Origin of the sequence: Peribacillus simplex (assembly GCF_001542915.1) — a bacterium.
GTDB lineage: Bacteria > Bacillota > Bacilli > Bacillales > DSM-1321 > Peribacillus > Peribacillus simplex_B.
Window position 1 is genome coordinate 1 of the sequence record NZ_LNNH01000020.1, and the last position, 24,748, is coordinate 24,748.

23 protein-coding genes and 1 pseudogene are annotated in these 24,748 nt (G+C 41.7%); 10 read left to right on the forward strand and 14 right to left on the reverse strand.

Features of this window, described 5'->3' with window-relative positions:
• A pseudogene (locus tag AS888_RS11660) lies at positions 1–1,013 on the forward strand (IS1182 family transposase); the annotation flags it as partial.
• A 150-nt stretch (positions 1,014–1,163) separates the two neighbouring features.
• On the opposite strand, the gene AS888_RS11665 reads toward AS888_RS11660, so the two are convergent.
• The 4 genes from AS888_RS11665 to AS888_RS11680 all read right to left on the reverse strand — a co-directional run bounded on the left by AS888_RS11665 (position 1,164) and on the right by AS888_RS11680 (position 6,424).
• Positions 1,164–1,649, reverse strand: a complete 486-nt coding sequence (locus tag AS888_RS11665) for a DUF2690 domain-containing protein (protein WP_061142332.1) — start codon at positions 1,647–1,649, stop codon at positions 1,164–1,166.
• A 22-nt stretch (positions 1,650–1,671) separates the two neighbouring features.
• On the reverse strand, positions 1,672–2,133 hold the full coding sequence (locus AS888_RS11670) for a YjfA family protein (protein WP_081092409.1): 462 nt from the start codon (positions 2,131–2,133) through the stop codon (positions 1,672–1,674).
• A 1,200-nt stretch (positions 2,134–3,333) separates the two neighbouring features.
• A complete protein-coding gene (locus tag AS888_RS11675; protein ID WP_260320188.1) occupies positions 3,334–5,124 on the reverse strand; it encodes a glycoside hydrolase family 2 protein in 1,791 nt (596 codons plus the stop codon).
• Positions 5,125–5,182: 58 nt separating this feature from the next.
• On the reverse strand, positions 5,183–6,424 hold the full coding sequence (locus AS888_RS11680; protein WP_061142334.1) for an MFS transporter: 1,242 nt from the start codon (positions 6,422–6,424) through the stop codon (positions 5,183–5,185).
• A gap of 907 nt (positions 6,425–7,331) precedes the next feature.
• Between AS888_RS11680 and AS888_RS11685 the strand changes: the two genes are divergently transcribed.
• The 4 genes from AS888_RS11685 to AS888_RS11700 all read left to right on the forward strand — a co-directional run bounded on the left by AS888_RS11685 (position 7,332) and on the right by AS888_RS11700 (position 11,172).
• The gene (locus AS888_RS11685) at positions 7,332–8,354 is read left to right on the forward strand and encodes an ester cyclase (protein ID WP_061142335.1); all 1,023 of its coding nucleotides are present in this window, start codon (positions 7,332–7,334) and stop codon (positions 8,352–8,354) included.
• Between the two features lie 27 nt (positions 8,355–8,381).
• On the forward strand, positions 8,382–8,996 hold the full coding sequence (locus tag AS888_RS11690) for a hypothetical protein (RefSeq protein WP_061142336.1): 615 nt from the start codon (positions 8,382–8,384) through the stop codon (positions 8,994–8,996).
• A gap of 28 nt (positions 8,997–9,024) precedes the next feature.
• A complete protein-coding gene (locus tag AS888_RS11695) occupies positions 9,025–9,537 on the forward strand; it encodes a hypothetical protein (RefSeq protein ID WP_061142337.1) in 513 nt (170 codons plus the stop codon).
• Positions 9,538–9,846: 309 nt separating this feature from the next.
• Entirely contained in the window at positions 9,847–11,172 is a 1,326-nt protein-coding gene (locus AS888_RS11700) for an MFS transporter (protein WP_061142338.1), read from the forward strand.
• Positions 11,173–11,375: 203 nt separating this feature from the next.
• Here AS888_RS11700 and AS888_RS11705 read toward each other — a convergent pair whose 3' ends face one another.
• The gene (locus AS888_RS11705; RefSeq protein WP_311316477.1) at positions 11,376–11,642 is read right to left on the reverse strand and encodes a transporter suffix domain-containing protein; all 267 of its coding nucleotides are present in this window, start codon (positions 11,640–11,642) and stop codon (positions 11,376–11,378) included.
• A gap of 204 nt (positions 11,643–11,846) precedes the next feature.
• On the opposite strand from AS888_RS11705, the gene AS888_RS11710 reads away from it, so the two are divergent.
• The 3 genes from AS888_RS11710 to AS888_RS11720 all read left to right on the forward strand — a co-directional run bounded on the left by AS888_RS11710 (position 11,847) and on the right by AS888_RS11720 (position 14,470).
• A complete protein-coding gene (locus tag AS888_RS11710; protein ID WP_061142339.1) occupies positions 11,847–12,530 on the forward strand; it encodes a copper homeostasis protein CutC in 684 nt (227 codons plus the stop codon).
• 113 nt (positions 12,531–12,643) lie between these two features.
• Positions 12,644–13,144, forward strand: a complete 501-nt coding sequence (locus AS888_RS11715) for an RrF2 family transcriptional regulator (protein ID WP_061142340.1) — start codon at positions 12,644–12,646, stop codon at positions 13,142–13,144.
• A gap of 108 nt (positions 13,145–13,252) precedes the next feature.
• On the forward strand, positions 13,253–14,470 hold the full coding sequence (locus tag AS888_RS11720; protein ID WP_061142341.1) for an NAD(P)/FAD-dependent oxidoreductase: 1,218 nt from the start codon (positions 13,253–13,255) through the stop codon (positions 14,468–14,470).
• 70 nt (positions 14,471–14,540) lie between these two features.
• On the opposite strand, the gene AS888_RS11725 is transcribed toward AS888_RS11720, so the two are convergent.
• Positions 14,541–15,278, reverse strand: a complete 738-nt coding sequence (locus AS888_RS11725) for a MerR family transcriptional regulator (protein WP_061142342.1) — start codon at positions 15,276–15,278, stop codon at positions 14,541–14,543.
• A gap of 357 nt (positions 15,279–15,635) precedes the next feature.
• Here AS888_RS11725 and yyaC point away from each other — a divergent pair, with 357 nt between their 5' ends.
• Positions 15,636–16,088, forward strand: a complete 453-nt coding sequence (yyaC, locus tag AS888_RS11730; protein ID WP_221408599.1) for a spore protease YyaC — start codon at positions 15,636–15,638, stop codon at positions 16,086–16,088.
• Positions 16,089–16,225: 137 nt separating this feature from the next.
• On the opposite strand, the gene AS888_RS26150 is transcribed toward yyaC, so the two are convergent.
• From AS888_RS26150 to AS888_RS11760, 7 genes are all read right to left on the reverse strand, one after another.
• A complete protein-coding gene (locus tag AS888_RS26150) occupies positions 16,226–16,372 on the reverse strand; it encodes a hypothetical protein (protein WP_185113077.1) in 147 nt (48 codons plus the stop codon).
• A 60-nt stretch (positions 16,373–16,432) separates the two neighbouring features.
• Positions 16,433–17,728 carry a CitMHS family transporter gene (locus AS888_RS11735; protein WP_061142343.1) on the reverse strand — a complete coding sequence of 432 codons (1,296 nt, stop codon included), beginning with the start codon at positions 17,726–17,728 and terminating at the stop codon, positions 16,433–16,435.
• Between the two features lie 175 nt (positions 17,729–17,903).
• A complete protein-coding gene (locus tag AS888_RS11740) occupies positions 17,904–18,608 on the reverse strand; it encodes a response regulator (protein WP_061142344.1) in 705 nt (234 codons plus the stop codon).
• Between the two features lie 14 nt (positions 18,609–18,622).
• Positions 18,623–20,200 carry an ATP-binding protein gene (locus AS888_RS11745; protein ID WP_260320189.1) on the reverse strand — a complete coding sequence of 526 codons (1,578 nt, stop codon included), beginning with the start codon at positions 20,198–20,200 and terminating at the stop codon, positions 18,623–18,625.
• Positions 20,201–20,305: 105 nt separating this feature from the next.
• Entirely contained in the window at positions 20,306–20,764 is a 459-nt protein-coding gene (locus tag AS888_RS11750) for a VOC family protein (protein WP_061142346.1), read from the reverse strand.
• The gene (locus AS888_RS11755) at positions 20,761–21,612 is read right to left on the reverse strand and encodes an AAC(3) family N-acetyltransferase (RefSeq protein ID WP_061142347.1); all 852 of its coding nucleotides are present in this window, start codon (positions 21,610–21,612) and stop codon (positions 20,761–20,763) included. The genes AS888_RS11750 and AS888_RS11755 overlap by 4 nt, the downstream gene beginning before the upstream one ends.
• Before the next feature lie 62 nt (positions 21,613–21,674).
• Entirely contained in the window at positions 21,675–22,184 is a 510-nt protein-coding gene (locus tag AS888_RS11760) for a GNAT family N-acetyltransferase (RefSeq protein ID WP_061142351.1), read from the reverse strand.
• 261 nt (positions 22,185–22,445) lie between these two features.
• On the opposite strand from AS888_RS11760, the gene AS888_RS11765 reads away from it, so the two are divergent.
• Positions 22,446–23,834: an L-cystine transporter gene (locus AS888_RS11765; protein ID WP_061142348.1), complete on the forward strand. Its 1,389-nt coding sequence runs from the start codon at positions 22,446–22,448 to the stop codon at positions 23,832–23,834.
• Between the two features lie 152 nt (positions 23,835–23,986).
• Here AS888_RS11765 and AS888_RS11770 read toward each other — a convergent pair.
• Positions 23,987–24,748, reverse strand: a 762-nt coding sequence (locus tag AS888_RS11770) for a transposase (protein WP_155645468.1), incomplete at its 5' end; no start/stop codon positions are given.

Below are 24,748 nucleotides of genomic sequence, written 5' to 3' on the forward strand. Positions count from 1 at the left end.
TGAGCGACGCTTTAAAGATACAGACCTGTTTGAACAGATTTTCTGTCGCATTTTAATGACAGCTGCTAATAAAAAGTTAATAAGTGTAGAACACGTTTTCGTGGATTCCACACATGTGAAAGCCAGTGCGAATAAACGGAAATTTGAAAAGAAAATCGTTCGTAAAGAAACACGAGCGTATCAAGGACGTCTTCAAGAAGAAATCAATCAAGATCGTGAAAACCACGGAAAGAAGCCTTTTCCACCAGATAAATTTGATAAGGAAGAAACCAAAGCAATTAAAGAAAGTACTACGGATCCTGAGAGTGGCTACTATGTGAAAGATGAACGAACAAAACAGTTTGCCTATTCATTCCATGCGGCCGCAGACGGCAACGGTTTTGTATTGGGAACGATTGTAACACCTGGTAATACACATGACAGTCATATTTTGGAGCCACTTGTTGAGCAAGTGATTGAGAAAGTTGGAAAACCAGAAGCAGTTGCCGCAGATGCAGCTTATAAAACACCAGCGATTACAAGCTACCTATTTAACAAAGAAATCACACCTGCCTTTACCCTATACACGTCCTCGTACAAAAGAAGGATTCTTTCGCAAACATGACTATGTTTACGGTTACCTTTGCCCTTCGGGAGAAACTTTAAAGTACTCAACAACAAATAAAGAGGGCTATCGCGAGTACAAATCGCCCAAACAAATTTGTGCAACATGCTCATTTTTATCACGGTGTACGGAAAGCAAAGACCATCAAAAAGTAGTGACACGGCATATCTGGCAAGCATATGTGGAAGAAGCAGATCATCTGCGTCATCATCAAGAGGTAAAACCTATATATGCGAAACGCAAAGAGACGATTGAGCGTGTATTCGCAGATGCAAAAGAAAAGCATGGTATGCGTTGGACTACTTTAAGGGGACTTAAAAAATTGTCGATGCAGGCGATGCTTACTTTCGCTGCCATGAATGTAAAGAAGATGGCCACTTGGACATGGCAAGGTCCTAAAATGGCTTAACATAGTGGCTCGAAGAGCCCAAATCTCGTAACCTTTGATCAAAATTTCAAAGGAATTTCAAAAGGGGTTCGGAATTTTTTAATTCCGAACCCCTTTTGTCTACAAACTGAGCATCCGATCATTCGGATGCTTTCATGCCGTTTGCTGCCCCTAAAACCAGATGGTCACCGCTTTATTATACGCATCGCTATTAGGGATCGCGTGTATCCCTTGGGCCTGGGCTTTTCTTGGGTCCAGGCCATAGACCATTGGTGTATAACAAGATGTCTGACCCTTATTCACCACGCCATTGCCTTCTGCGCTTTCGCACGTGTAGGCCTTCCCATCCGTGCTGCGGACGATTCTGGCATCCGCTTCATGATTATAGACGGCTGGACGGGTGACAGTCACTTTCGCCCAGGCCGTTTTACAAGTTGTGCTGAATTTCAATTCTACGTATGAAACGGAATCGATCCATACTTTATCCTTCGTTACCGCCGAATTTGCACAACCATTATAGTTAGGGCTTTTGCCATCATAACTATGGGTTTCAGCCAATGCTTGATCATTACCGATGACCAAGAAATCCAGCATGAATAGTGATACGGTCATCAATAGCGATAACCCGATCGTTCTCATTTTATTCAATTCCTTCATCCTTTCCGCGAATCAAAAATCATTAATACCAGCCTGTTTCCCCCGCTGTATACGGCCAATAACCGACCGCTTTCGCTTTTCGCGGGTCTAAATCATATACCATGGGGGTATAGCAGGTCGTTTGCCCTTTGTTGATCTCACCATTTCCTCCGGGAGAAGCACAGCTATATTGCTTATTATCGGTGCTGCGGACAACCAATGCAGTCGCTTCACCATCCGCTTTAGCCGGCCTGCTGAGCGTGATCTTCGCCCAAGCGGTTTTGCAGGTGTTACTGAATTTCAGCTCCAAATCGGCAGTAGCGCCATTCGCATTGATCTTCACAGACTTTTTGGTCACGGCACTATCGGCACAATCATTATAATAAGGACTTTTTCCATCATAGTTGTGGGTTTCTGCTGACGCCCTGCCGGAAATTGAATCCAGAGTGCCGAAAGCGACTAAGAAAGCGGCTACTAATGAAAAACATAAAACCATCTTTTTCATAGTTTCACTCATCTCCTTTACAAAATTTACACACTGTTCATCTTACGATTTTGTCATATTTTTACAAGTGATAAATTCCCTAATTAAGGAAATGAGATGACGGATGCTGGCCTGCCTCCCTTGCAGTCCAGTATGTATCGGGTTTTTCTCGATTTCACTTACCAGACAAAGTATATATCCCTATGAGGAATTCAGTGCAAAAAGGCGACCAAAAGGAAATATACCGGAGAAAACAAGCCATTAGGCCATCACTTCGAATGGTATCGGACAGGCCATTGTACTTAAATCCAATAAGAAAAAGCCCCGCCAAAACCTAAAAAGTTTTGGCGGGGCTCCATTTGGCGTCGATCAGCCGCTGAAGATTTGCTTGATCAGCTTACTGATGCTTTCATCCAGTTCATCCTTTTAATACATTTAAAAACCAGGCTGTTTCACATAATTTGTTTCTCTTCACCAAGTAATGCGGTGGGGTTGATTTCCCCTCCCATGCTCGCTTATCCTGAAGCAGTCAGCAATTCCCCTAAAAAAATACCTTTTTTCCCGTAGCAGGTCCCAAACTGCTTTTTCCAGTATCCTTCGGATTGGAGATCGACCGATGTGATGTAAGAAACCCTCTAGACATTACCTGACCATATAGCAGCTCCGGTACTATCTTTCTGTCAGGAAATGCAAAATGCGCTGCACATGTATTTGCTACCACATCATCTGTGACATTTTTGTCCCCACTCGACACAATGCTTCCATTGTTATAGGTGTCATATATACGACCTATGAATCTCCCTTCCCATATACCATGAGTGATTATGAGGATCCAGTCTTTACAATATCGAAGTGATCACTGACAAAACCATTCATTGTAATCTGTCCAATATAGTCTATTAACCTCGTTCATATTGCCAACAAATATTCGTAGGATCGATATTCATTTTTAATGTCAATAGTTTCCTTTCCATTATTTTTCCTTTCATTATTCTTATCCCATTCCTTTCCCTTCCTAAGCGTATAAATCCACAGGCTCATTTTCTTGTACAAAGAAAGGAATATCCTAAACCTGACCATATCAATAGAACGGGATTTTGTTAAAAATGGCCATAAGCTTAAACAAGCAATTAAAATACAATCATCTCATCGAAAATTCAAATAATGATCTTCCCCATAAAATCTGCTTCTCCATCCAATTCTGCTGAGAGTTATAAATCATCAAGACTTTACGGCAGGCTTCGATGGTTTCATGAGAGGGCTCTCAATGGCTGCCGCACGGCTATTAATATTTTGAATTACCGACTGCTCAAACTTTATCTTTCTATCGTACGTATAAAGGCCATTTGTTTCCTGTTCTACATCATATAGCTGCGTATAACAAAATCCAAAAATATTCGGGTTATCAAGCAGAACCGATACTAAGCCTTCATAACGAGTGAAAAATTCTTCTTCTGTACTTGGGCGTTCCCCATAACCCCACGACTTCTCATTCTTAGCAAGCGGATCCCACCAGATTCCGCCAAATTCACTGACGAAGTAAGGCTGACCTTCATATCTTTGACGATCGGGAAAAGGTACATGAACATTCCCTCCTTCCCTCATTGGTTCGTACCGTTTCTTAAATGTTTCAGGGTTTTGATCATAGTCATGAACATCGAAAATATCTGTGCTGACATGATAGAACCCACTTGCATCAATAACGGGGCGTGTTGGGTCCAATTGTTTCGTAACATTATAAACAATGCGAACTACCTCGTCATTTTGCTTTGTTCCGTTCTTATCCCATGTTTCGTTAAACGGGCACCATCCAATAATAGAAGGGTGATTTATATCTCTCTCCATTGCCTCCATCCATTCTGGCAGAACCCTCTCTAATCCCGTAGCTGTTGTTATGTCAAAAAGCCAGTTAGCATACTCACCCCATACCAAATATCCCAGTTTGTCAGCCCAGTATAGAAAACGAGGTTCAAACACTTTTTCATGTAGGCGCGCTCCATTGAATCCCAGCTTCATGGAAAGCTCAATGTCATTTCTTAAATCCTCGTCGGTCGGAGCCGTATAAATCCCATCCGGATAAAAACCTTGATCAAGCACCAATCGTTGAAAGACGGATTTATCATTGATCTTAAATGCCATGCCATCCAAGGCAACACTCCGCAAGCCAAAGTAACTTTGCACTTCATCTACTTTTTGGTCATCGTAAAGTAATGTTAAATGTAAGTCATATAAATGAGCGTTCCCTGGTTCCCATGCATGAATATCAGAAATTGGAATGGTTACCCTTGCTCTTTGTCCTGAAACCACAGCCTGCTGACTGCCTACTTGTTTTTGTTCGTAGGCAACTGCGGAAGTAAAGCTCCATGATCTATTGCTTTCGCCATTTATTTTCGCTTCTACGTGTACACATTCGTTCGCAAGATCTGGTGATATTTTCACGGAAGAAATGTATCCTGCTCGTGGTACACATTCCACCCAGACTGTTTGCCAAATTCCTGTGGTTCTTGTATAGTCACATCCCCAGGAATTATAAGAATCACACTGCTTCCCCCGTGGCTGTAATCCGGAACGAACATCGTCTTCTGCACAAACAGTAACAATATTAGTGCCTGACTGGATATACGTTGTAATATCAAACGAGAATGGAGTGTATCCACCACGATGGGTACCAACTGACTGACCATTGACCCATACCTCTGTGTCATAATCCACTGCACCAAAGTGTAAAAGTATGCGTTTATCATTCCATGAAGAAGGTATAGTGAAGCTCCGCTTATACCAAACCGCTGCCATAAAGTCTGTATACTCAATTCCAGACAACCTACTTTCTGGGCAAAAGGGGACATTGATTTTATGTGTGAATTTCTGGTTAGCGTTGAACCAATTTCGCTCTTTTCCGCTCTTTCCATGATCAATTTCAAAAGCCCACTCTCCATTTAAATTAACCCAATCAGGGCGCACCAACTGTGGTCTTGGGTATTCCGGTCTTGGAATCGTTAAAATATCCTTCACTTTACTCGCTCCTTTGATTATATTTAAACGTTCATTATCGGTGTGTTAAGTAATGAAATTATAAATGTTGTTTTAGGTCCGCATCACCCAAACCGACGTTTGTCGGTCTCACTTCATGTAATTCCCCTTTCTTCTTCAATAGATTTAGCATGATCCTGTAAGTGAGTGTCATGATAATCACCACGATCCCCCCGATTTTATAAACGGAATAGATGCCAAATGAATCTGCAATCCATCCTCCTAATATTCCTGCAATTGCAATTCCAAGCCCCGAATACAATGCAACTGCAAAGGTTTGGGCGGAATTAGTTAAATGCTTAGGTACAATTCTAGAAATATAGTAAACAGAAGCCGGTAGAAATAAGCCATAGGAAAGGCCTTGGAGGGCAGTCATCCAGATTAATTGTGTCGGATTGGTTGCAAATATAGGCAGCCCCACCCTAAGAATAAAAAAGATCATGGCAATAAATATGATACTCGTATCTTTAAATTTCTTAAGCAGTAAGCCCGAAATTAGAATAAATGGCACTTCACTTAAACCTAAAATGGACCAAGCGAGACCAAGATCTGCATTTGTCCCTCCAACTTTTGTCATAAGTGCAGGCAAAAATGTAGAATTTGCTTTATAGGCGATATAAAGGATAGTCATGATTAATACAAATCCAAAATACTCCTTATTAAGCAAAAGTTGTTTAAGATCTTTCATTTTCAGTTGGCCCTGTTCATCATCATCTTTACTAGTTGGCTTAATGTCTTGAGGGAAAAGAGCACATAGAATCGTAATACATGCAGTTAGAATGAATAAATAAAACATCCATTTGTAACCATAATGATCAAATATGATCCCTGCTACCGCTGCGGTAAACGCATATCCAAGCGAACCAATTCCTCTCGTTAACCCATAGTTAATAGTTGAATTTTTCAAACGGGCAGTAACTGTCCAACTATCTATTAATGGATATAATGCCTGAAATATAAAAGAAATGATGGTACTAAGAATTAAAAGCATCCCAAATGACTTCCCGACAAATAAAAACAAGACTGTTAAGACTGCACTTAAAGCTAAACAGAAAACCATGACATGCTTGACTGTCCGGAGCCGGTCACACATATAGCCGCATACTGGCTGGCCGATAATACTTGCAACTGAAATTGAAGCGGCCAAAACCCCTACTTGTGTGTTGCTATAACCGAGACTATACATATAGGGAGTCAAATAAGCAAAGAGGATACAGAAACCTGCCCAATAAAAACTTTGCATGCCGGCAAAACTAAAATTATCTCTATTCAATATTTTCATGCCTATTCCCCTTTTAATTTGTGAGGTAATCGAAAAAATATAAAGCACTCTTTACCAATAAGAGATTCATCCAAATATGGCGTATCAGCGTTCAACCTTTGTAATATTTTGTAATTTCCCCCTATCAATTAGGGGAAGGGTCCCGCATTAAAGGAATTATTCGTATCAAGAAGGAAAATTAGACTACCACTCGTCTAAAGAAGAGATGTTTCATTGAAGGTTGAGTAGCTTAGGAACATATCGCCATCGGCCACTGAAGGCGAGATCTGAATCAACGAAATTTTGTTTTGAATACGTATTCAAAATTCACTCCAACATATAGGGTTTTTCAATAAATCATACTTTGTCCCCCATTCTTTAGATTAGCTTAGAATCGCCTTATTGCCTTGAAAGCAAAATGAGCAACACTAGCCATCTTGCAAATACTCAAAACAGTGATTTTTTTGCTTCACACTCCCTTCCCCAACCGTGAAAACTCCTCTCTTGCTTCCAGCCTTTAGCCCAATGGCCTGTGAAAGCGTTTCAATTAAATCGTATTGCCACAATCCTGGAAAACTAAAATGCCGTTTCTCCTAAAAGACATATGTATTCCTAAAAAGGACAGTGCAATTCAATCTTAACCCTTTATTATCAGAGTTTATAAGCAACATCATAATAAATTATTTACGAAGTGTCTACACTAAAAGAACAAAAAAATCAGAAAATTATTTTTATTGACAAAATTCAAACTTTAAACTTAAAATACAACTTGAATAGCAAGCTATTAATTTTTCCAATATCAAATTCTAGAAGAATTCTGGGTTCTTTATTTATTTACACTAAATTGAATGCGTATTCAAACATTCAGTGCAGTGTAAATCAATATACAGTTCTACCTTAATAAAAATAAAAAATTGGAGTGATTAAGATGATCCCCCTTACTCAAGAAAGAAATAAAAACAAAAGGAACATACACAATTTTTCAAAATCCTTTCATCAAGCCAATGTTGATAACATCGATGAACTTCTAAGTACGTATTTTCATGAAGATGCGGTTTGGTATGGCCCACATCCAATTAACCAACTAAACGGGTTAGAAAGTATTAGTGAGAGTTTCTATAAACCACTTTTGAAATCTTTTCCGGATTTAGAGAAAAATGATTTTCTGCTGCTCTCTGGCTCCTTTAGTGAAGCCGAGGGTGAATGGGTCTCCACATCGGGCCACTTTGTAGGGACTTTCGAAGAGGATTATCTCAACATTCCAGCGACTAAAGGAGCGGTTTGGTTACGGTTTGGGGAGTTCCATAAAATGAAAGACGGAAAAATAGTGGAAACACGTATTATTGTTGATTTATTGGATTTAATGAGGCAGGCCGGCTTTAAGTTCATCTCATCCTTGGGTGCTGAGATTGTCAATCCAGGACCAGCTAGCCATGATGGAATTTTATTGAGTGAATGTGATGAAGCCGAGTCTTCCCGTACACTAAATCTGGTGGAAGATATGATTTACAAAGGACTGCGGGATGACTATCGCGAAAAAGGCAAAGATGACATGGGAATGGAACTCTATTTTCACAAAGACTTCATGTGGTATGGTCCCGGCGGTACAGGTACCACCCGGGGTTTGAAAGGATTCATGGATTATCACCAAGGCCCTTTCTGCGAAGGGATTCCGGATTATTTAGGTGGAAACCATATTACACGTTACGCAGAAGGGAAATTTTGCTCTTTTGTCGGATGGCCCAGCATTTACGCAACTCATACGGGAGATGGTTGGCTTGGTCTGCCGGCTACCAATAAAAAGATTACCATGCGTGTAATGGACTTTTACCGGAGAGAGGACAATCTTCTCGTCGAAAACTGGGTGTTTATCGATATGGTTGATTTTCTGTTACAAATCGGCATTGATGTATTTGATCGCATAGAGAAAAGTAAATATGTGTTTAAATAAAAAATTTCATTACTTGGAGGTAAGGGTATGAACGTCGACAAAATAGTAAATGAAAGAAAAAGATTGGAATATATCGTGGATAATTGTAAGTTCGAGACCGCTGAACAAGTATGTGAGTTGTTTGAAGCATATACTCATCTAATTTGGAAGTATAAACAGGTTGGAAGGATTTACGACTTTTATTATGACGACATGATCATTCATCGTGAAGGAGGAAATGACCTTATCGGAATTGACCAAGTTGTCCAAGATACACTTGCATGTCTCGCCGCTTTCCCGGATATGGAGTTTAAGTTCTATGGGATTCATGGGGTAGGAAATCCAGAAGAAGGTTTTAGATTTGGGCAAGCTGTGCATTTTGCAGGTACGAACACCGGAATAAGCAAATATGGCCGAGGAAATGGAACTTCTCTTCCTCCACATGAATGTGTAGATTTATGTGAATGTTTAATAAAAAACGTGAATGGAAGATGGAGAGTGGTGGAAGAATGGGGCACTCGAAGTACTGAAACAATGGATCGTATATTAAAAGGAATCAGGTCAAGCTCGATTGAGAAAATTCAAGAGCATCCATTGCCAGAAGAAAATCAGGCTCCTAACGGTGAATTAGAAGTGAAGGAAGAAATACTTGTAAAGGGATAAATAGAAAAGAATAAAGGAGACTAAAAAAATGTATAAATCAGATCAACTATATGATGAAATGAAAGCGATTGAAGCCAAAATAAACAATATGACGATCACGGATGAAGAGAGCATTGTGGAGTATTTTAAACAGTATACCTTGCTTATATATAATTATAAGTGGTTGGGAAGCATTTATGATATCTATGCGAATGATGTTTCTGTTATTAGGGAGAACGGCCATAAACTTGTCGGGGCAGGGGCGGTTGTTCAAGATACCACAGAGTTGCTAGCTGCCTTTCCAGATCTTGAATTAACATTTACGGATGCGTTTGCGGTTCCGGATGGCCATGGCGGCTATAAATTATGGCGACATTTCTATCTTGATGGTACGAACTTAGGCTACAGTAAGTTCGGGGCACCAACCGGGAAATCGCTTGAAAACAAGAAATCATTGGGTCTAAGTATGTCTACAGTAAGATTCATTGAAGGTAAATGGCGAATCCTATATGAAAATACCATGTACAGCGGGGAATGGATCAAACAGGTTTGTACGGCTTAATTAAATATTGCATATGATCCAATCCCTATTATGGTGAACTTTCATCAGATCATACTTACTGATTTTCTTTAGCATCAGCGCGTTACAAGCTCCGAATAACACGCTGATGCTTTTAAATAGCCTTTTTTCCAGAATACTGCAATAGTTATTCTGTTCTATTTTTATAATCTATTTGGTTATCTTTTATAGGTTTATCTTTTCTAATTATTTTGCAACCTAAGCCTTTAACTCAATCCAATCCATTATGTATAAATGAACCTTAAGCTAATTTTCATTCTCTATATTGTAATGATACTAAGGAGGAAAAAGATGAATTCAGTAGATTTTAAAAATAGAAGGCATATGAGCCAGTTGAACCTCTCAAAGAGATTGCTAGGATATTTCCTTATCTTACTGGGATATTTTTTCTACTGTTATAATTTCACCGTGGTTGACTATGTGAAGCCCTTCCTGGTCGAAAACTATGGGATATCATTAAAGCAGTCTTCTCTTTTTTACACATTTCAATCGTTAGGTTGTTTTATTGGTGCTGTTTTCAGTGCATGGTTTTCACAAAGGGCTGGAAAAAAAACTACTTTGATCATCGTCACTGCCATTAGCGGTATTTGTACCATCATTAATATGTCCATTATTAATTATCCTATTTGGTGCCTTATGCGATTTTTAATCGGGGTCTCCTTGGGGGGCTATTACACCATAGCTGTATCTTCAATGGTGGGACTTTTCAAATCTTCTTTAAGAGGAAGAGTATATGCTATTGCAGAGAGCCTCTTTGCTTTTTCTGGGGTAGTGATGGGCGCATACGGTGCCTATCTGTCGGAAACAGGTTGGGAAAAAATCTTATGGTTAGGTGCTTTCCCTCCAGTAGTGATTGCTATTTTTATGTTTTTCTTCGTTCCGGATGAGAACAAATATACCCCGTATGGTAATAATGATAAACGGGAGCCAGACATTTCCGAGATACAAAAAGGGACATGGACCGAGATGTTCAGTGGAAAATACAGGCGTTTAACAATTACATGTGCTTTAATTTCAGCCTTTAATTTTCTGGGAATACAGTTTTTTGGCGGCTTCCTTACCGTATACCTAAGGGAGGTTCGAGGATTTGATGCTACTAATATTGGAGTCATTTTAGCATCTGGCGCTACAATAGGTACAGTCAGTGGACTAATATGGGGTTATCTATCAGACCGATTGGGTCGTATTTTTAATGCCTTTGGCTTTCTATTAGTACCCGTATCCATCTCACTATATTTTTTGGTTCCTTCCAATATCACCCTATTATCTCTGGTAGGCTCTCTCTTTAATTTAGCAAATGCGAGCCAAATTGCATGGGGAAGCTTATTTACTGAATTATTCCCTGAACGGCTCAGAAGTATGGGTGCCTCTCTATTTTTTGGAGGCAAAATCATAGCACTGATGGGTCCCTTCATGGTGGTGTTAATCAGTGAGCATTCCAGTTTATCCATAGCAATGTGGTTTTCACCAGTTTTATTTCTAATTGCCACCATTTTGTGGTTTTCACTTCCAGAACCTAATAAAAGAGGGCTCTTCTATAAAGGCTATGATGCAGATTATGGATTGGCAAAGAGGGATTTGATTGATTTGGAAGAGGACATGATTCAATATAAATAGAGATTATTACAACAAAGAATGGAAATCGCTAGATTGTTATTACTAGAAACTTGATATCACTGGTTGCCGTATTCGAGGGGAGTCCCCCCTCTTTTTTCAAACATTCCCACCTCTCAGAGACCTTTCAATCAGCCATCCAATGGTTACTCCTTTCCAACCGCTTTGAATACGTTCCATCGTTCACTCTTCCCTACACTCCGTATTCACCCTTTTTCTTTTCGCCAATTTTTCGGGTTTAGATAACTTTTATATTTAGCAGCCACTTCTTTGCCGACCAATAGCGCCCCTGCCCAAAACATGACTTCCGCGAATACGATAGCCCCGGTTATGACTCCTGCCTTGGCCGCAGCCGATAATGGGGTAAAAGGTGCGATTACCGGAATGATCCAGGTGAGCAGGGAAATGATCAAGAAGCCCATTCCTAATTTATAAAACCTTGATTTCGTTACTTCCTTACCTTCTTTATTCAATTAAATAACCTCCGTCATGATGATAGTCCGTTAATGACTATGCGTTGCATCCGTCTTTCCCTTTCATTTGTTCTGTTTTTATACGTTTGAATGTTCATTTCGTTTCATATTTCATGAATAAATTTTGGGCCGATTGACATTACGATTTTTAATGGTTTTAATTATCTTATACATAAAGCGAGCCAGGAAAGGAAAATCCAATCCATGTACATAGAATTCATTGCCACTACCATTGAAGACGTTATTTTAATCGAAAAAGCGGGGGCAGATCGCATCGAGCTGGTCAGTTCTTTAACGGAGGGAGGCGTAACTCCGAGTCACGCCTTGGTTGAAGCTGCCGTCCGTGCTGTAAACATTCCAGTCAACGTGATGGTAAGGCCGCATAGCCAATCATTTTCTTATTCAGAAAGAGACCTGGAAATCATGAAAAATGATATCCGGATCATTCGTTCCCTCGGAGCGAATGGAGTCGTACTGGGTGTTTTAAATGAAGGAAATGAAATCAATCAAACATACCTTGAGGAGCTGATAGCGGAATGTGCCGGCTTGGAGATCACGTTTCACCGAGCCATCGATGATACGCCAGACCCCGTCCGATCAGCGGAAATGTTAGCTCGGTATCCTGAAATTACAACGATTTTGACCTCCGGAGGACACGGCGATCTCCCAAGTCGCATGCAGACGATTCAGCGGATGAAAAGCGTCTCTGGCAACATGGCGATATTGGTCGGAAGCGGGCTGAATAAGGATAACATCCTTTCGATATCTTCCGAATTGAATACCGATTACTATCATTTCGGTACGGCTGTGCGGAAAAACAACGGTCTCATTGAGGGCGTGGAGTTGGAAAAAGCGCAGGAAATCGTTCATTTGCTAAAAAAAGGATGACAAAGTGGAAAAGGGATCATTTCTTTGATCCCCTTTTTCATTTGACAGGAATCACAAAATCAAGTACATTCATTTATAGATAAACCGTATCTGTAATTAGGAGGTTGTTTTTTTTGCAATTCAGTATAGGAGTGGAATATGCGCTTCATTGCCTGACTTACTTTGTTGACACTCCTTCGGGGACAACGATTGGAGTTAAGGAATTTGCAACATTTCAAGGCGTTTCCGAAACATACCTTTCGAAGATTTTCACAAAATTGAAAAAGGCAGGTATCGTTCGTTCCATGCCCGGTGTTAAAGGCGGCTATGAATTAGCGAAACAACCGAGCAAGATTAATTTTTGGGAGGTTATCGCAGCCATCGAGGGAACCCAGCCTTTTTTCCAATGTGCAGAAATAAGGCAAAAGTGTATCTTGCTTGAAGGAAAGGAAACTGATCCCAAGAACTGTGCACCTTGTACAATCAATGTAGTCATGCTCGAAGCTGAGGAATTGATGCGCGATCATCTCAAGAGTAAAACGATTGCCTGGTTGAATGAAACGATACTATCCAAACAGAAGGGCCAACACGAAGAGGGAGTCAACTGGTTTCGGGAAGCATTGAACCGGCGATAATGGTAGCAGCGGAACCTTCGTTCCAATGCTACGCTCCTCACATTTTTTTACCCCTAATTACAGATAACAATTATCTATTATATATATAATTAAAAGGAGGAATTTTTGATGAAACGAATCGTGATTATTGGTGGAGGCTTTGCAGGTGTATGGAGTGCAATTAGTGCAGCACGACAATTGCACGAACGACAAATGGAACGTACGGAAGTGGAAGTGGTTTTAATAAACCGGGATCCTTATTTTGGCGTCCGTCCGCGCTTTTACGAACAGAATCCACAAAATTTGAGAATCCCTTTAAGCCAGGTCCTGGATCCGGTTGGAGTTCGCTTCATTGAAGGAGAAGTCGGTAAAATCGATACCAAAGGACAAAAAGTGTCTGTCCATCAAAAAGACGAGCAGATGGATCTTGCATATGACCGTTTGGTCTTTGCGGCCGGCAGTCAATTGGTGCTTCCTGATCTCGCTGGATTACGTGATTATGCTTTTTCCACGGATACATATCAGGAGGCGCTCAAACTTGATGATCATATCAATGGGTTGGTTGACTCGGATAAAGTTGAAGGCAAATATACCGCGGTGGTTGTGGGTGCTGGTTTTACAGGAATTGAGATTGCCTCGGAAATGACGGCCCGCCTGAAAAAAGTGGCTAAGCAGGAAAATAAAGAAGCGGATGTAAGAGTTATCCTCGTGCAAAGAACATCTTCCGTAGCACCTGACATGGGGGAACATTCACGCCCAATCGTTGAAGAAGCTTTACGCGATATGAATATTGAAATCTATGTAAATGAAACAGTGAGTTCGATAGATTCAGAAGGAGTGACTTTACAATCAGGCGGACGGATTCCGGCATTAACGGCCATTTGGTCAGCAGGTGTTAAGGCAAGTCCGTTGGCGGCAGATTTCCCTGTAGAGAAGGATGAATTGGGACGCATGCCAGTCGATGCAAATTTGAAAGTGAAAGGAATGTCTTCCGTCTTCACCGCCGGAGATACAGCTCTTGCAATGACGGATGAAAATCATGCAGCCTTGATGACCTGCCAGCATGCCATGCCTCAAGGAAAAGTCGCTGGCCATAACGTTGTCTGCGACTTACTCGGCATCGAGGGGATCCCCTACAAGCAGGAACAATATGTCACTTGCCTTGATTTAGGTCCATGGGGTGCCCTATTTACGAATGGCTGGGACCGCATTCCGCAATATCAAGGGGAAGAAGCGAAAAAAATAAAAATGAATATCAATCAAGCGGTCATTTATCCGCCTTTAACAGGAAAACGGGAAGACCTATTCGAAGCATCGACACAAATCATCCCAGATACAAGAATATAATGGACTGTACAAAAAAGCGGCGGAAGCTTGTGGACTTCCGCCGCTTTTTCGTCTTCTGGTCAAGGAACCCCTACTTTTGATTAACGTCGGCAAAATGTGCCATCGCCTCACACATGAACTGGGCTAAGCCATCACCATATTGGTCGATATTTTTCGTGAAGCGTTGGTCATCGACGTACATTTGCCCTAATCCTTTGAAAGCGTCAAGGGAATATTTGCCGAAGTTATGGTTCAAGCAGTCATACCATTCCTTAATAGCTGCCTGTGCCTCTTCTGACTGAGGAGAGGCCGCCCGGATGGACGCAAGTTTTGTATATATGTCCGAAACGGCTTTTTGGGCATCTTTGGACAGCCCCGCCACTCTTGCATTCGATTCATCGACAGCTTCATCGCCCCATTGCTTGCGGGCTTCCTGTTCATATGGATTATGACTGAAGTCGAACCCTTCAAATTTTTCTTTATCCGTCATTTGGATTTCCCCTTTCATATGCTTGATCGTCTTATCTACCGTATGGATCAATTTATCCAGCTGACTGCGCTTCTCTATAAGCATTTTTTGATGCTGTCTCAACGCTTCCTGCTTATTAAACGAGGCGCTGCTTATCATTTGTTTGATTTCCTTCAAAGGCATGTCAAGTTCCCTGAAAAACAGGATTTGCTGCAGCATCTCCAAATTTTCATCGGAATATAGCCGATAACCGGAATCGGTTGTTTCCTCTGGCGATAATAACCCGATTTCATCATAATAATGCAAGGTCCGCACACTGATGCCCACTAAATCAGCAAGTTCTTTCACTTTCATTGCCACTGTGTCTTACCTCCTTTCGTATCTTTTACTTTAAAGTATTACGCAACGTGAGGGTCAAATGGGAAAAGGAAGCTTTTTCTTCCTACTCACAAAAGCAGCGAGCAAAGTTCGGCATTCAAGGGCAAGAATGTTTAATTCTGGCCGTGCTTTTCCATAACTGATCGCTTTATCCTTTACCCTGGATCTTTTTGGGGGAATATATAATCTTGATCAAGATGTCACGGTTCTTTAGTAAATGGGGAAAGGGGTGCGGGCATGTATCCTTTTAACGGAAGGAAAAAAAGGAAGCCAAAAGAAGAAATACACGATTGCACCCCATACATATTGGAAAGGGATGGAGAAGCAGAAGTGCCTGAGATGTCTTCTCGAATCGCAGGAATCAATCAGTCGCACCCTCAAGAGATGGTCTTTTTATGTATTGGTTCAGATCGTTCCACAGGAGATTCATTCGGACCTTTAGTAGGAACGATGTTAAAGGAAAAACAAGTCCCTTATCATGTCTTTGGAACACTATCAGAACCTGTCCACGCCCTTAATTTGAAAAATACTTTGAACGAAAAAAAATACCACTTACTGATCCCTATATTTTGGAATCGATGCATGTTTGGGCGGCCACCATCAAATCGGCACTATTCAAAAGGTCCTTTTCGCCCCGGTGAAGCCATAAATATCTCCTTGCCTGAACTTGGTGATCATCAGTTAACAGCCGGCGTGAATTGTTTAGATCCCCTCCTGCCCCAGCAATCTTTACATGATGCGAGATTGGATACAGTCATGAACCTTGGCCGGGGCAACCGCGAAAATCATTAGTAACACCGTCGTAAAAAATGGGAAAACCCCAATAAAGCCTTAGCTTATTTCGGGGTGTGAATTTGCTGTTTGGTTTGTGTTTGACCCGCACTTTTGCAACGACCATTCATCGATCATTATGCTTCTTACCCAATCTTTTATGCTACACCTGGATCATTAAAGTAAATAACCTCTGATAGAATCCTATCCCCTTCAATGTTACAATAAACCTCCCGTGCGGCTTGTTCCGTTTCAAATTCATACATGACGATACCTCTGCTTTTATAGAGTGTGATGATCCACATTAAGAAACCCTCCCATTATCAGTACCTTTGGCCGTAAGATACGGCTACATTCCCTTTTCACTAAATGACTCCGATGATTATCGCAGCTATGGTCATGACAGTGACAGTCCCCAATGCCCACTTTATCGCGAACCGCTGGATATCCCTGAAGTCCGTTCCAACCAAACCGATCAGCAAATGTGCTGCCGCCACCAAAGGACTCAGTACGTGTATCGGCTGACCGATCAAGGAAGCACGCCCTATTTCCGCCGCGCTGATCCCATAAGCATCAGCGGCTTGTGCGATAATGGGCAGCACACCAAAATAGAATGCATTATTCGACATAAAGAACGTGAATGGGGCACTGGCATATGCTACTATGACCGGTAAAAACGGCCCCAACGGTTCTGGGATCAGCGAGACCAAAGTAATGGCCATTGCATCGATCATTTTCGTTCCGGACATGATACCGGTAAAAATCCCGGCTGCGATGACAATTGACACGACGGCCAATGCATTTTTCGAGTGGACGGCGATTCGATCCTGCTGATCTTTCAAATCAGGATAATTGACCACTAACGCAATGGCGAACGCAACCATGAATAAAATGGTCAAAGACATGAAATCAATGATTAATGATGCCATCAGCACGACCGTTAAAATGAAATTGAACCAGACCAATTTCGGGCGGCGATAATCACGGGAAACGGTTGTTGCAGCTATCTCGGAATTAGCTTTCGTGTGATTATGCTCGATCTCTATTACGCCCAATCTCTTTCGTTCCATTTTACCCAATATAAAGGCTGCAATAAGAACCCAAATGAGGCCAAAGCCCATGACAGGAATCATTGGCAAGAATAATTCAGATGCGTCAAGATTCAAAGAAGCCATGGCCATGGCAGAGGCTCCCCCCCACGGTGTCATGTTCATTACACCCATGGATAACATGGCTACGGTGGCTAAAATCAATTTGTTCATTCCCAGGCGTTTATAAAGGGGCAATAGTGCCGAAACAGTAATGATGTAGGTAGTGGTCCCATCCCCATCCAAGGCGACGGTCATGGAGAGAATGGATGTTCCCAATACTATTTTCAAGGGATCCCCTTTTACTATTTTCAATATTTTAGAAATAAGGGGATCAAACAAACCAGAGTCTATCATTATTCCAAAATATAATATGGCGAATAAAATCATGATGGCTGTTGAAGCGATCCCTTCAACACCATCCTGCATCATCGGTCCCAGTTCAGTCAAAAATCCTCCAATCACTCCAAATATGATTGGCACGAGCATTATCGCCACTAGTGCAGATAGTCGCTTCGACATAATTAAATACATGAATACGGCAATCATGGAAAATCCTAAAATGGTTAACATCTTCAAACTCCCTTCGATAGTCAAACGTGATAGCGCTTTCTTTAGAGACTATCATCCATTACGCATTCTTCACATATAAAGGAAATAATTAGAGTTTTTTTCATAAATGGAGTTTTAATCATTTTTTTCACGCCTGAAAATGAAAAACCGCTAAGGAGGAAAGCGAGTTCCTTCATTAGCGGTTTTTTAGCTTATATTTTCTCTCAGGCCGTCCCACACCTCCATACAATACTTCGACTTCCATTTCATTGCAGGAAACCAGATACTCCAAGTACCTACGCATGGTGGAATAACTGATGCCAACGAGTTGACCTAGTTCATCAGCATTTAAAGGGCCATTGACGTTTTGAATCTTATTTCTGACCATTTTCAAAGTATGCTTGTCAATTCCCTTGGGAAGAGTATTCATTTGAACATCATTGGCTGTAGGTGAATGACTTGGGGTCCGAAAAAGAGTATCCACTTTCTCTTGATTTACCAAGTTATTATTCTCCAGCTGCTTTCTCGTCTGCTCGTATTGATTGAGCGTTGCAAGCAGCTTATCGATAATGATCGGTTTTATAAGATAACCAAAAGCCCCGCCCCTGATCGCCTCGCTGACTGTTTCGGTATCATTCGCGGCGGTGATCAGGATTACGTCAATCCCCCGGTACTCGCTCCTGATTTCCCGGAGAAGCTCAATTCCATTCATATCCGGTAAAAAGATGTCCAATAAAATCAAGTCCGGTTGGGCAACATCCAATATGTTTAATGCCTGCTTGCCTGTACTGGCGGTGGCAATGACAGTGAATTGATCTAGTTGATTGGTGAAATGTTTATATATGTTCACTGCATTTTCGTCATCTTCCACAATGACAACTGTAATCGGTCCTTTGGACATGCAGGCGCCTCCATTCATGCTTTTGTATCCTTCGGTAAGGCAATCGTAAATCTCGCTCCGCCCAAGTTACTGCGGTCAATATAAATTTGACTGCTTAAAAGGTCAATGGAATTTTTTACAATGGCCAAACCGATTCCATGATTTTCCCCCGTCTTCGTCGTATATCCATTTGTAAAAATAATATCTTCCATTCCTTGCGGGATGCCAAGGCCGTTATCCTCAATATCAAATATAATTTCATTCCCTAAATCCGTAAATGAAACTTTGACCTTCCCCTTGTTTTTATTCCGTTGCCAGGCTGCCTCCATCGCATTATCAATTACATTACCAATAATGGAAACCAAGTGATGGGCATCCTCGGGCTTTAATGTGCTGTTTAAATTGCTTTCCTCATCTATTTCCAGCATAACCTGCAATTCCTTTGAACGGTTTTTCTTCCCAAGTAAACAGGCTGCAATTAAAGGATCTTTAACCGATGACATAAGAAACGATATGATATCCTGCCTCTCCCTCACTTCAGAAGAGATGATGTTCAATGCCCGATCATACTGTTTTAAGCTAAGCAATCCATAAATGGTATTCAATTTGTTTAAGAACTCATGGTTTTGTGCCCGCATATTTTCTGAAAAGGCCTTGATTTCCGAAAATTCTTCCGTTAATTGTTCAATTTCGGATACCGTTCTTATTGTTAACACGACCCCCCTGACGTTATTATGATTTAAGATCGGTGACAAATCCACAATATACAGCTGTTGCCCTAAAAGTACCTTGCGATTGAACTTCCCCTCTTTTGTGCTGAATACACTTTTGATGAGTTTTGCTAAATGACCATCCACAATCCGCTTTCCCACCATAAGCTGATGATCAGGGAACAATTCACGTGCCCTTTTATTCATGGAAGTAACCTGTTTTCCAATATTGATCGTAATGGTGGCATTCCGGATGGCATCAAGTGCCGCTTCCCTTTCTTGATACAAAAAAGAAATTTCCTCCGGTTCTAAACCTAATATAAGTTTTTTTAAGCGTCGAGCTATGACTATGGCCCATACGATTCCTGCCAGGATTGGGATCAGCGACAATTGAAAGATTTTCATTTTATAATTGGATAGTTGATTTTGCACATTCTCCACTAAAAAACCTACAGATGAAACACCGATGATCTCCCCTTTATCATTCAGGATAGGTGTCTTCGCCTTAATTGCCGGTCCCGAAATTCCATTTCCTTGATAGATGATTGATTTGTGTTCATTGAATACTGCATCATTACTGGTTGCCGTAGGCTGCCCGATATATTCTGGATTTGGATGGGAGTAGCGAAGTCCCTTATGGTTCGCAATGGTTACATAATCGGCACCTGTAGTATGACGGATCCTTTCCGATTCGGGCTGGATCACATCCGATGGATGATCCTCCGTGAATCCCTGGATGATCTTTGGGTTTTGAGCCGCTAATTGGGCCACGGTCATTGCTTGCTTGCCCACATAGTTTTCAACGATATCTTCCAGCAATGAAGAGAATAGAATGCTCACAAGCAAGGTACTGATAAAAACAACGAAGATGATGAGTAAGGTCATTTGAGTTAATAAGTTCACTTTAAAATGTTTAACGTCCACTTTTATGCCTTTCAGCCTTTCCGTATTGATTGCTCATACTCGTATACTAAATTTCTCCTTTTTTTCCTGTATGTAAGAATCCCATCACCTGAGCAATAGTTCCTCCCATTCTTCCAATGAAAGCTTGTCGGTCATCTGCTTATACGCATCAGGGACTTCAACCGGACACATCAATTCCAAGCTATTGCCATCCGGATCTTGAAAGTAGACAGAAGCATTCCCTTGTTGCGGACGGACAAAAGGTTCGATGGATGTCCTTCCTCCAAAAGGTACCACTTCTATTTGCAAGGATTGGAGCCAAGCCATTGCCTGTTTCATATTTTCATAAGTTACCCGAAAGGCGATATGCTTTAATGAGGGATGATAAGGGGTTTTGTATTCTTTTCCCTCCCAAAGACCGACCCAGCTTTTGTTCTCCTCTATCCAAAAGAAGGCCGTCTCTTCATCCCTCCAAGCAAGCTTCAAACCTATTTTCTTATAAAAATGAATGGAAACTTCCAAATCTTCGACTGGTAAATGCGCTTCATATAAACCTTCTATCATAATATACCATCCTTTCTCGCTTGGATTTCCCGCACAGCATTCCGATTGGAATCAAACTCATTGAACCATTTCTCCGCATAATCCACCGACTCTTTGATGGAAAAAAGGCGGCAACATGCTGAACCCACATATCCCTCTTTCACTTCATACTCTCTTTTGTAAAATTCGCCAACCTCCGTAAAAAGCTCTTCCCTGAATTCAAGTTCTTGATATTCCTTCCAAACCCGTTCCCCTTCCACTAACACGGGAGCGCCCAAGCTTATCACTTTTTTATATTCTATCCGATATTCAGCAAGGTGGAAGCACGTCGTACTGTCGAATTGGGCCCCTAATTGCAAAACATAGGATTCACGATCATACAGCTTCCCTAATGGAGATCGTTCACCTAGCCCAAATTCCAAAGGGTGCGGATAAAGGATTTTATCTTTATCCCTTCCCCAGGCTGTAAAGGAATAGTTCGGATGCTCACTTCTTTCCACTCCTGGGAAAGACCTGAACAATTCTGCGATTTGCCCCAATCCTCTAGTAACAGGGGTATATCGAGGGTCATAGGCAGGCATGCTTTCTTTAATAACCTTCCACCAGGATTGTGGAACAGGGGGATTTCCCCATCTTGCAGGGTCGGATAGTTCGACGGATTGAGAAGGCATAACGATGGTTCCTTCTTCCGTAACAACTTCCATCAAGGCTTGAATGACCGCAACCGCCCCCCCATTCACCCACCCTATCGAGGATAAGGAGGAATGGACGAGTATCGTCATCCCCCGCTTCACTCCCAGCTTTCGAAAATCCGCCGCAATCGACTGCTTCGTTCTTGGGTACTCTGAATATTCTATCATTTCTTTCATTATTGCATCTCCTAAAACTTTTTTTGTCCATGTGGGCTGTCCATTAAACGGCTAAAAATGAATTATAGGTTCCTTTTAAAATGGTAGAGTGTTAGCTTTTCACTGGTATCCGCACTGATTTCCTCACTAACGGAGATTCGTTCAAAGCCATTCTTCGCCAATACCTTTTGGGAGCCAATATTGACGTTTGTCGTTTTGGCATGTAGCTGAGTCACCTTCATTTCCGGTGCCAGCTTAACCAAAAGCTGTAAAGCCTCGTTTGCCACCCCCTTTTTCGTAAACGCTTCACCGATTCGATAACCGACTTGAGCCGTACCTTTAATTGTGTCGATATCCACAAGATTAATCCTGCCGACGATCGTTCCTGAGTCTTCCTTAATTAAATAACATGAGGAGATCGCATCCTCTTGTTCTTTTAATAATTCCATATGCCGGATCATAAACGTACCAAAGTGATAATAATCATCCCCCCGGCTTGAAATCGTTTGCTCGAAAAACGCTCGATTCTTGCACTCAAATGCATATAATTCATTTGCATCCTCTTCATTCAGCCTGTCAATGTATATCTCCATCATTCCTTCACCCTTTCTAAAAAACACTAAGCAGCATATGGGGCCTTTTATATCATTCAAGAAAACCAACGGCTTATCCTTCCTGAGAACTATATAATGGAAGATTTACACCCTAGCTTGTCCAGCTTTCTCTGGATGGGGATCCATTCATGAATTACTTGAAAAGTCAAAAATATATAATTTTCTTCTGGTAAAAAAGCAAGGGATGCTGTATCATATTCATTATTCGTATTAGGTTAATCGGAATTAGGGGGAATATATATGATAGGTTACGTGTTTTTAAATCTTGCCATAATGCTCATTCTTTTAGGCGTTTTATTCTACATGAATAAGAAACACATCTCTTTCACGAAAAGGGTCTTTACCGGCCTTGGATTAGGTATTGTGTTCGGCCTTCTTTTACAGTATTTCTATGAACCGCAGTCAGACGCAATCGTTAAATCGGTCGATTGGTTTAACATTGTAGGCTCCGGCTATGTAAAGTTCCTGCAAATGATCGTCATGCCGCTTGTTTTCATCTCGATCTTGTCCGCATTTACACGATTGAAGCTTACGAGCAATATCGGTAAGATCAGTGTGCTAATCATCGGAATCCTGCTTGGAACCACTGCGATTGCCGCAGCGGTCGGAATCACTTCGGCAACTGTCTTCAACTTGGAGGCCGTGCAAATCGAGCAAGGCGAAGCAGAGTTAAGCCGCGGAGATCAAATATCCGAGACATACGGAACCATTCAGGATAAAACGATGCCACAGCAAATCCTTGAGTTGATCCCGGCAAATCCGTTCCTCGATTTAACAGGAGCTCGTCCGACATCAACAATTTCCGTCGTGATTTTTGCTGCATTCCTTGGTATGGCCTATTTAGGGGTCAAAAGAAAGCAGCCGGAACATGCTGAATTTTTCGCGAAAATAGTAGATACATTGCATAGCATCACCATGCGCGTCGTAACGCTGATCCTGCGTTTGACACCATACGGCATCTTGGCGATCATGACGAAGACGGTAGCGACAAGTGATTTGGACGCGATCCTGAAATTAGGGAAATTCGTCGGAGCTTCTTATGCGGCCCTGATTGTCATGTTCCTCATCCATTTATTATTGCTCACGCTTGCAGGGCTGAATCCAATGGTATATATGAGGAAAGCCTTCCCTGTATTGTCATTTGCCTTCACGTCAAGAACGAGTGCAGGTGCTCTGCCATTGAACATCCAAACACAGAAACAGCTAGGGGTTTCCGAAGGTATCGCCAACTTTGCCGGCTCATTCGGCTTGTCGATCGGGCAAAACGGCTGTGCCGGCATCTATCCGGCCATGTTAGCGGTCATGATCGCACCAACAGTGGGCATCAACCCGCTTACGCCATCCTTCATTGCCATGTTGATCGCGATTGTAGCGATTAGCTCGTTCGGAGTTGCCGGAGTAGGCGGAGGAGCAACCTTCGCTGCCATCCTCGTCTTATCGGCCATGAACTTGCCAATCGCCTTGGCGGGTCTGTTGATTTCCGTCGAGCCATTGATCGATATGGGAAGAACGGCCGTGAATGTCAGCGGCAGCATGACTTCAGGTATCCTGACAAGTAAAATCACGGGAGACCTTGATAAGCAGCAATTCAGCCAAGAATCATCCTTGGAAGTGGAAGCTGAAATGTAAAGCGAAAAGGCACCAAACCTCCCCTAAAGGAAGTTTGGTGCCTCAGTTTGTAGACAAAAGGGGTTCGGAATTAAAAAATTCCGAACCCCTTTTGAAATTCCTTTGAAATTTTGACCAAAGGTTACGAGATTTGGGCTCTTCGAGCCACTATGTTAAGCCGTTTTAGGACCTTGCCATGTCCAAGTGGCCATCTTCTTTACATTCATGGCAGCGAAAGTAAGCATCGCCTGCATCGACAATTTTTTAAGTCCCCTTAAAGTAGTCCAACGCATACCATGCTTTTCTTTTGCATCTGCGAATACACGCTCAATCGTTTCTTTGCGTTTCGCATATATAGGTTTTACCTCTTGATGATGACGCAGATGATCTGCTTCTTCCACATATGCTTGCCAGATATGCCGTGTCACTACTTTTTGATGGTCTTTGCTTTCCGTACACCGTGATAAAAATGAGCATGTTGCACAAATTTGTTTTGGCGATTTGTACTCGCGATAGCCCTCTTTATTTGTTGTTGAGTACTTTAAAGTTTCTCCCGAAGGGCAAAGGTAACAATCAAAGTGTTCATCGTAAACATAGTCATGTTTGCGAAAGAATCCTTCTTTTGTACGAAGATGTGTATAGGGTAAAGCAGGTGTGATTTCTTTGTTAAATAGGTAGCTTGTAATCGTTGGTGTTTTATAAGCTGCATCTGCGGCAACTGCTTCTGGTTTTCCAACTTTCTCAATCACTTGCTCAACAAGTGGCTCCAAAATATGACTGTCATCATGTGTATTACCAGGTGTTACAATCGTTCCCAATACAAAACCGTTGCCGCCTGCGGCCGCATGGAATGAATAGGCAAACTGTTTTGTTCGTTCATCTTTCACATAGTAGCCACTCTCAGGATCCGTAGTACTTTCTTTAATTGCTTTGGT

Excerpts from the sequence above, each read along its gene's own strand:
- AS888_RS11665 (WP_061142332.1), bottom strand. The coding sequence starts at position 1,649 with ATGAAGGAATTGAATAAAATGAGAACGATCGGGTTATCGCTATTGATG.
- AS888_RS11670 (WP_081092409.1), bottom strand. The coding sequence starts at position 2,133 with ATGAAAAAGATGGTTTTATGTTTTTCATTAGTAGCCGCTTTCTTAGTC.
- AS888_RS11680 (WP_061142334.1), bottom strand. The coding sequence starts at position 6,424 with ATGAAAATATTGAATAGAGATAATTTTAGTTTTGCCGGCATGCAAAGT.
- AS888_RS11685 (WP_061142335.1), top strand. The coding sequence starts at position 7,332 with ATGATCCCCCTTACTCAAGAAAGAAATAAAAACAAAAGGAACATACAC.
- AS888_RS11690 (WP_061142336.1), top strand. The coding sequence starts at position 8,382 with ATGAACGTCGACAAAATAGTAAATGAAAGAAAAAGATTGGAATATATC.
- AS888_RS11695 (WP_061142337.1), top strand. The coding sequence starts at position 9,025 with ATGTATAAATCAGATCAACTATATGATGAAATGAAAGCGATTGAAGCC.
- AS888_RS11700 (WP_061142338.1), top strand. The coding sequence starts at position 9,847 with ATGAATTCAGTAGATTTTAAAAATAGAAGGCATATGAGCCAGTTGAAC.
- AS888_RS11710 (WP_061142339.1), top strand. The coding sequence starts at position 11,847 with ATGTACATAGAATTCATTGCCACTACCATTGAAGACGTTATTTTAATC.
- AS888_RS11720 (WP_061142341.1), top strand. The coding sequence starts at position 13,253 with ATGAAACGAATCGTGATTATTGGTGGAGGCTTTGCAGGTGTATGGAGT.
- yyaC (WP_221408599.1), top strand. The coding sequence starts at position 15,636 with ATGTCTTCTCGAATCGCAGGAATCAATCAGTCGCACCCTCAAGAGATG.
- AS888_RS26150 (WP_185113077.1), bottom strand. The coding sequence starts at position 16,372 with ATGTGGATCATCACACTCTATAAAAGCAGAGGTATCGTCATGTATGAA.
- AS888_RS11735 (WP_061142343.1), bottom strand. The coding sequence starts at position 17,728 with ATGTTAACCATTTTAGGATTTTCCATGATTGCCGTATTCATGTATTTA.
- AS888_RS11740 (WP_061142344.1), bottom strand. The coding sequence starts at position 18,608 with ATGTCCAAAGGACCGATTACAGTTGTCATTGTGGAAGATGACGAAAAT.
- AS888_RS11750 (WP_061142346.1), bottom strand. The coding sequence starts at position 20,764 with ATGATAGAAGGTTTATATGAAGCGCATTTACCAGTCGAAGATTTGGAA.
- AS888_RS11755 (WP_061142347.1), bottom strand. The coding sequence starts at position 21,612 with ATGAAAGAAATGATAGAATATTCAGAGTACCCAAGAACGAAGCAGTCG.
- AS888_RS11760 (WP_061142351.1), bottom strand. The coding sequence starts at position 22,184 with ATGGAGATATACATTGACAGGCTGAATGAAGAGGATGCAAATGAATTA.
- AS888_RS11765 (WP_061142348.1), top strand. The coding sequence starts at position 22,446 with ATGATAGGTTACGTGTTTTTAAATCTTGCCATAATGCTCATTCTTTTA.